This is a genomic window from Parendozoicomonas sp. 2304DJ65-17, from assembly GCF_058148445.1.
On sequence record NZ_JBYVJV010000010.1, the window covers coordinates 206,349 to 212,940 of the forward strand.

Sequence of the window (6,592 nt, forward strand, 5' to 3'; positions counted from 1 at the left end):
ATTCAGATAAGCCACCTGATTCGGTTCTTTGCCTATGGGCATCAGTAATGCCGGAACAAACCTGTTCCAAAGCCAGCTCAACACTCTTCGCCAACACATCAAAGGGAAGTTTGAAACCAATAGCAGAAACATTGCAAATGGTGATGTTTTCGTATGTCGGCAAGGGCTAGTCAGTGATAGTCATGACTTTGTTGAAGATGCCATTCATCGGGGCGCAGCTGCCCTGATCACCAATAAAGCCGTTGAGAGCTCCATACCCTGCATTGAAACACCGGACTTAACTGTATCTGTGAGTCTGATCAGCCAGTTTTATCAACACCCACAGGACAAAATCTTCAACATTGGAGTAACCGGCACCAATGGGAAAACGACCATTGCCCACAGCCTGAAAACCTTACTTAATGAACTGTCTCCATCGGCTTATACCGGCACTCTCGGCTGTGAGTTTTCCGATTATCACCACCCCCTGATTAATACGACTCCTGACGCTATTTCATTACTAAATCTTTTTAACCAGATGTGGAAGAAAGGTGTTACCCATCATGTGATGGAAGTCAGCAGCCATGCGCTGGATCAGGATCGGGTTTCAGTCATTAATTACGACATGATTATTTTCACCAACTTTGGTGAAGATCATCTCGATTATCACGGTAGCCGCACTGCATACATCCAATCCAAACTCAGGTTGATTGATCGCCTGAAACCCGGAGGTAAAGCTATCGTGAATATAGATGATCCAGTAGCTCCTGCGATTATTGATCGTTGCAGAGGCAAAGCCGAAGTTATCACCTTTGGCTCTCTATCCAGCAATGCTGACTTTGCGGCTTTTGATATCTCATCATCCTGCAGCAATGGTGAATACCGGGTTCTTCATGATCACAGTATTTATCCTGTCGAAATACAACTGCCGTTTACTTTCAATATTGAGAACAGTCTGGCTGTTCTGGCAGCACTCTCATCCATCACAGGGGATATTGATGCTTCGATTGAGCAGCTCAAACAGCTGCAACCTACTCCAGGTAGAAGTGAAGTATTTCGTATTAACAGCGGCGCAACGGTGATTGTGGATTACGCCCACAACCGTGACAGTCTGGAAAACCTTTTACTCAATGCTCGCAGCCACACGTTCGGCCGGATAATTACAGTACTAGGGGTGACCGGCGATCGCCTTGCCGAGGCTGAAGATATTGGAGAACTGTGCTGCCAGCATTCTGATATTTCCTGGTTTACCTGCGACAACCCTCTGGGCGTAAAACCGGTAGTCATTATTCAGGCAATGGCGCGGAGAGCACCTCCTCAGAAGTATCAAGTTGAATTAGATCGCGGCCTCGCCATTCGCAAAGCCGTCGCAGAACTAACCAGCAATGATGTACTGCTAATCTGTGGCAAAGGCCATGAGAAATATCAATACATGGGGCCAGATAAGGACAATCCGGAACCATACATTGGAGATAGGGAAGCTGTGCGTATTGCTACGCCAGCATTCCATTCATCAGGGAAAAGGATCGCCTGAATGAACACTCTGTTGCGCAACAAAACTTATCGAAACCTGTTTCTAGCTCAGATCACTTCACTGGCCGGAACGGGCATAAGCACCATTGCTCTTGCTCTGCTGGCATACAGCCTTGCGGGTGATCAGGCCGGCTTCGTTCTTGGAACAGCTCTGGCACTGAAGATGTTTGCTTATGTAGTGCTAGCTCCGATTATCGGGGCTTATGCTCACAAACTTCCCAGAAAACAGTGGCTGGCCGGTTTAGATATTGCGCGTGCCGGGCTGATTCTGTTTCTGCCTTTCGTGACTCAGGTATGGCAGGTTTATGTGCTGATACTTTGCATTAATGCCTGCTCTGCCGGGTTTACTCCCGTTTATCAATCGGTGTTACCGCAGATTCTTCCCGATAAAAACCAATATATGAAAGCTCTTTCCTGGAGTCGTTTGGCTTACGACCTGGAACAGCTGCTCAGCCCGGCTGTTGCAGGTTTGTTATTAACATTTATGACATTCCAAGGGTTGTTTATTGCCGATGCTCTTACGTTTATCGCTTCAGGCCTGCTGATCTTCTACAGCGTTGTGCCACAGGCACTGATTCCTGAACGTAAGAAAGGCATTATTGATAATCTGCAGTTTGGTATCAGTTCCTACCTGAAAACCCCTCGGCTGAGAGCTTTGTGGGCAGCGTATCTGGCCGTTGCCAGTGCCAGCGCCATGGCGATTGTTAATACTGTCGTTTATGTAAACGAGGTGTTGAAAGGTGGAGAGTCAGAAACTGCACTGGCTATGTCTGCCATGGGATTTGGTTCCATGATTGTTGCCATGAAGCTGCCAGCCCTGCTGAAGAAGTATGAAATTCGCCCAGTAATCCTGATTGGCGGTTCAGTGATTACGTTGGCGTTATTTACAGGAATATCCCAGCCTTCATGGCCACTCTTTCTGCTTTCCTGGGCGATGCTGGGAATGGGTGCATCCATGATTCAAACTCCGGCCGGGGCATTAATTACCCGCTCCTGTCAGGAGAGCGATTCTCCGGCTTTCTTTGCTGCTAACTTTTCCCTGTCTCACCTTTGCTGGTTCTTCACTTATCTTCTGGCGGGCTGGAGCAGTGCAACACTGGGATTAACAACATCGTTTATGATTATGGCTGGGCTCAGCCTCTGCGGATTGGTTGTTACAGGCATAACCTATCCCAGAGTTGACCCTGAAGTTTTGGAACACTTTCATACTGCAAAAGATGGTCAAACTTTAGAAAAGCACAGTCATCATTTTGTGATTGATACCAACCACAGAGAATGGCCTAAAGCAGGTTAACCCTGGCGTGTTATGCAAGCTGAACTCGCACCGTTCAGCTTGCAAAGGTCTTTCATCGAAAGCTCTATTTCCAAACCTCTTTTACCAGCGCTCACGTGAATAGTTTCAAAGTTATTGGCGCTCTCATCAATAACTGCCGGTAAACGTTTCTTCTGCCCCAATGGGCTGATTCCCCCCACAACATAGCCTGTAGTTTTTTCTGCGATTGCCGGGTCAGCCATCTCTGCCTTCTTGGCCTTTAATGCCCGTGCACAGGCTTTGAGATCAAGTTTGCAGGGAACAGGAACAATAGCCACTGCCAGTTTTTTGGGATCACCATTCAGGGAAACCAACAGAGTTTTAAACACTCGCTCCGGTTCAATACCCAACGCAGCCACAGCTTCTTCGCCATAAGAGGTACACGACGAATCATGCCCATACTCATGAACCTTATGGGAAATTTTAGCTTTACGGGCTGCCAGAACTGCGGGAGTCATACTGTTTCCTGCCAAGAATGCTTTTTTCTGAAAACAGTCATTGTATGCGGATTAGGGAAGAGATTCAGGCTGACAGTTATTCAGCCTGAATGTTTACGCTTAGTAGTTATAGCGAAGGGACATGTGCACAGCGTAAGCCTTGGACTCATATCTGCCGGAAGGTGCAGCTGAAGAGGTCGTAGCCATTCCACCGCCTTTTACATCATCGTTTTCAACAATGTTGTATTCAGCCGCCAGATCCAGATCGACCTTGCCATTCATAAAACTTCTACCGGCACCAAAGGTGATGGTGTGAGCAAAGTTAGGGGTTGAAAACGTTGGAGAAGCGTACTCTTCTGGCACGATAGATGTCGTGTAAATATAACCACCACGCAGTGCCCAGTCTTCCAGGCCAGTGTACTCAACAGCTACCCGGTAGTTGTACTGGTCATCCCACTCCTGATGAACTTCTTTCACGGGCAAATTCGTGTCATCAGAAGAGAACTCAATGCTCTTGTTAGTACTGTAATTACTGTAGGTCACTTCACCGAACAGGGTTACATCATCTGTAAGCTGGTAATCGACACCAGTAGAAATCTGGAACGGCAGCGTTGTTTTCGCAGTAACATCTCTGCCGCTGTATTGATTCTGCCCGCCAACATCTAAACCAGCTTCACCTTCTGCTTCCGCTTCCACTTCTGAGCGGTAATTAATACCCCAGCCCCAGCGATTATCATCAGAACGGAACATGGCTCCCAGACGAACACCAAAGGTGTTCCAGTCATCCATATCTTCGTACTGAACATTCACACCAACGGCATCACCAGGTCCCATTGCTGAAGCCATATTGATATCAGCCACCGCGTAAGTCAGGCGATATGTACCACCCACAGACCAGTTTTTATTGATGCGATAAGCCAGTGCCAGACCAGCCTCAATGATTTTGATATTGGTTAAAACATCTCCGGTTTGGGCAAATGGTCCTTTACCAGTTGTGATATCTCCATATTCAGACATGGAACCACCAGCCCCATAAATACCATACCCCAGCGTGAACTTTTCATTTAACTGATAGAGCCCGGTAAAACCACCGTTCATGGCGAACAGGTCTTCACCTTTAGAAAAGGTGTCAGAACCATTTACCGGACCATCAATCCGGGAAAAGGTAGGAGAAGCATGAAGAGAAAAATCATTGGAATCAGCAAATGCCAAACCCGCCGGATTGAAATAAACCGCACTGGAGTTATCAACCGATGAAGTTGCGGCACCAGCCAGTGCACTGTATTTAGCATCCCACATGGTGGCTTTTTCATAACCACCGGCCAGAACCTGACCTGAAACAGCGATTGCAAGCGAAGATACAACAAGCAGACCACGTCGACGAGCGGCGTTAATCATGACGTCCCCGAAAGAATTCCATTTAAAAAGAGGCAAAGCGAACAAGAGAGAGAAGGGCGTTCACTTTCAGTGTATGTAACCGCGGCGAGTCTATATGTGTCGCTGTGTGATTTATGTACGTTTTTTGTTACCGGAGTCGTTTTTCAAAAATCCGTTAAGACCTTTTCTACAGGACAGCTATCAAACCCCTGCCTATCTTTGATTACAAAATCAGAAACTGTTGGATTCTATGGACTCAAACAACAAAATCTCAGTGGCAGTAATCGGGGCGGGTATATCTGGGGTCACAGCCATTCGCCAACTTTCCCAAGCTGGCTTACAAGTTACCTGTTTCGAAAAAGGTCCGAGAATAGGCGGTCAATGGAACTACCAGCCTCTCTCTCAGGTTGCTGATATTCGAAATAACCCTGAGCGCCCCACAAGCGCCATTTACCGGGATTTACGAACTAATTTTCCTGTGCACTTTACGATGTTCAGAGATATGACCACATACCCGGAGGAGCATGGCAAACCGGTAAGACTCTATCCCTCGCGGGAAACGGTGTTTCGTTATATTGAACAGTACATTCTTGAGTACGACCTTCACCGATTTATTGAATTCCATTGTGAAGTCACTCTTCTTGAAAAAGAGGAACAGAACAACAAAGACAGTGAAGAGGTGAAGTGGAGAGTTCACTGGCTGAACCATGAAAATCAAAGCCACCATCAGCAGGTTTTTGATCGGGTTGTTGTCTGCAATGGCCATTACAGTAAACCCTCAATTCCCAATATTCCCGGTGCAGAAACGTTCACCGGTACCATTCTTCACAGCATGTATTACAGGGAACCTGAGCCTTTTACCGGTCAGAATGTAGCCGTATTAGGAGCCAGTAACTCCGGCGATGATATCTGTTTCAATCTCAGCCCTGAGGCGAAAACTATCTTCTTTTGCGGCCGGAACCACAGGCTTTCTCCTCCTGAAAAGCTGTTTGGGAGTCGCCAAAACATCTCTCTCCATCCGGAAATCACAAGTATAAAGGGGAGTTCTCTTACGCTGGCTGATGGCTCAACCCTGCAAGATATAGACACTGTGGTTTATGCCACAGGCTTCGACTATGAGTTTCCTTTCATGCCCGATCTATCAGCCGTAGATTTAAAACTGGGAGATCGTTTTCTCTCTCCCCTTTATATGGATACCTTTAGTGCGAAGTACCCCTCGCTCGCTTTTATCGGGCTACCTTCCTACACCATTATTTTCTGGATGGCTTATTATCAGGCCGTCTGGATTGCCAAGGTTTTCTCTGAAAAACTCCGCCTTCCGACTTCAGAGAATATGCTCAGGGCATCGAAGTGGCAGGAACAAACCTGGCGAGACAGCGGTATAGCTGAACGGGATTTACAACGATACAGGGATAGGCAGTATGAGCAGATTGGCAAATTAGCCCGGCTGGCAGGAGAGCGGAAACCTTCCGATATGGTTGAGAAGTTTGCTACCTCCGGCTTTGCCCACAGAATTCAGCACCCGGGAGTATATCGGGATACTCCCCCTCCATTTATTCCCTCATTGCAGGATCTTGGCTATTAGAAGCCATCTCAAAAGTCCGCGTTTTGCAATGGATGTTCCCATTTCGGTAATTACCACCCCGGTATGAGGCCGGTAAGTTGTTGACACCAAAAACCATTCTCTCTAATATTCGCCTCGCTCGCAGGGGACGACTCGAAACGTTTCTTGATTTGAGCAGCTGAAAGATGCCCAGGTGGCGGAATTGGTAGACGCGCTAGCTTCAGGTGCTAGTGTCCGTAAGGGCGTGGAAGTTCGAGTCTTCTTCTGGGCACCATCTTTTCAGCAAGCTTGACTGACAAGCTTAAAAACAGACTGCCCAGGTGGCGGAATTGGTAGACGCGCTAGCTTCAGGTGCTAGTGTCCGTAAGGGCGTGGAAGTTCGAGTCTTCT

General features: G+C 47.4%; 5 protein-coding genes and 1 tRNA gene. 4 read left to right on the forward strand and 2 right to left on the reverse strand.

The annotated features are described in order from the left end of the window. The first annotated feature begins 34 nt into the window (after nt 1–34). Both ACY2RR_RS20950 and ACY2RR_RS20955 read left to right on the forward strand, forming a co-directional pair. Complete coding sequence (locus ACY2RR_RS20950; RefSeq protein WP_490110137.1) at nt 35–1,513, forward strand: UDP-N-acetylmuramoyl-L-alanyl-D-glutamate--2,6-diaminopimelate ligase; 1,479 nt, start codon at nt 35–37, stop codon at nt 1,511–1,513. Then, complete coding sequence (locus ACY2RR_RS20955; protein ID WP_490110138.1) at nt 1,514–2,806, forward strand: MFS transporter; 1,293 nt, start codon at nt 1,514–1,516, stop codon at nt 2,804–2,806. On the opposite strand, the gene ybaK is transcribed toward ACY2RR_RS20955, so the two are convergent. Together ybaK and ACY2RR_RS20965 are read right to left on the reverse strand one after the other, a co-directional pair. After that, a complete protein-coding gene (ybaK, locus tag ACY2RR_RS20960) occupies nt 2,803–3,282 on the reverse strand; it encodes a Cys-tRNA(Pro) deacylase (RefSeq protein ID WP_490110139.1) in 480 nt (159 codons plus the stop codon). The two genes, ACY2RR_RS20955 and ybaK, sit on opposite strands and share 4 nt — an antisense overlap. 99 nt (nt 3,283–3,381) lie before the next feature. Next, a complete protein-coding gene (locus ACY2RR_RS20965; protein ID WP_490110140.1) occupies nt 3,382–4,659 on the reverse strand; it encodes an OmpP1/FadL family transporter in 1,278 nt (425 codons plus the stop codon). Nucleotides 4,660–4,912: 253 nt separating this feature from the next. Here ACY2RR_RS20965 and ACY2RR_RS20970 point away from each other — a divergent pair, with 253 nt between their 5' ends. Together ACY2RR_RS20970 and ACY2RR_RS20975 are read left to right on the forward strand one after the other, a co-directional pair. After that, complete coding sequence (locus ACY2RR_RS20970) at nt 4,913–6,223, forward strand: NAD(P)-binding domain-containing protein (protein WP_490110141.1); 1,311 nt, start codon at nt 4,913–4,915, stop codon at nt 6,221–6,223. Nucleotides 6,224–6,389: 166 nt separating this feature from the next. Beyond that, nucleotides 6,390–6,476 (forward strand) — tRNA-Leu (locus ACY2RR_RS20975). Nucleotides 6,477–6,592 lie beyond the last annotated feature (116 nt).

What these genes read in the sequence shown, in the direction of transcription:
- ACY2RR_RS20965 (WP_490110140.1), bottom strand. Translation starts at nt 4,659, where the DNA reads ATGATTAACGCCGCTCGTCGACGTGGTCTGCTTGTTGTATCTTCGCTT.
- ybaK (WP_490110139.1), bottom strand. Translation starts at nt 3,282, where the DNA reads ATGACTCCCGCAGTTCTGGCAGCCCGTAAAGCTAAAATTTCCCATAAG.
- ACY2RR_RS20955 (WP_490110138.1), top strand. Translation starts at nt 1,514, where the DNA reads ATGAACACTCTGTTGCGCAACAAAACTTATCGAAACCTGTTTCTAGCT.
- ACY2RR_RS20950 (WP_490110137.1), top strand. Translation starts at nt 35, where the DNA reads ATGGGCATCAGTAATGCCGGAACAAACCTGTTCCAAAGCCAGCTCAAC.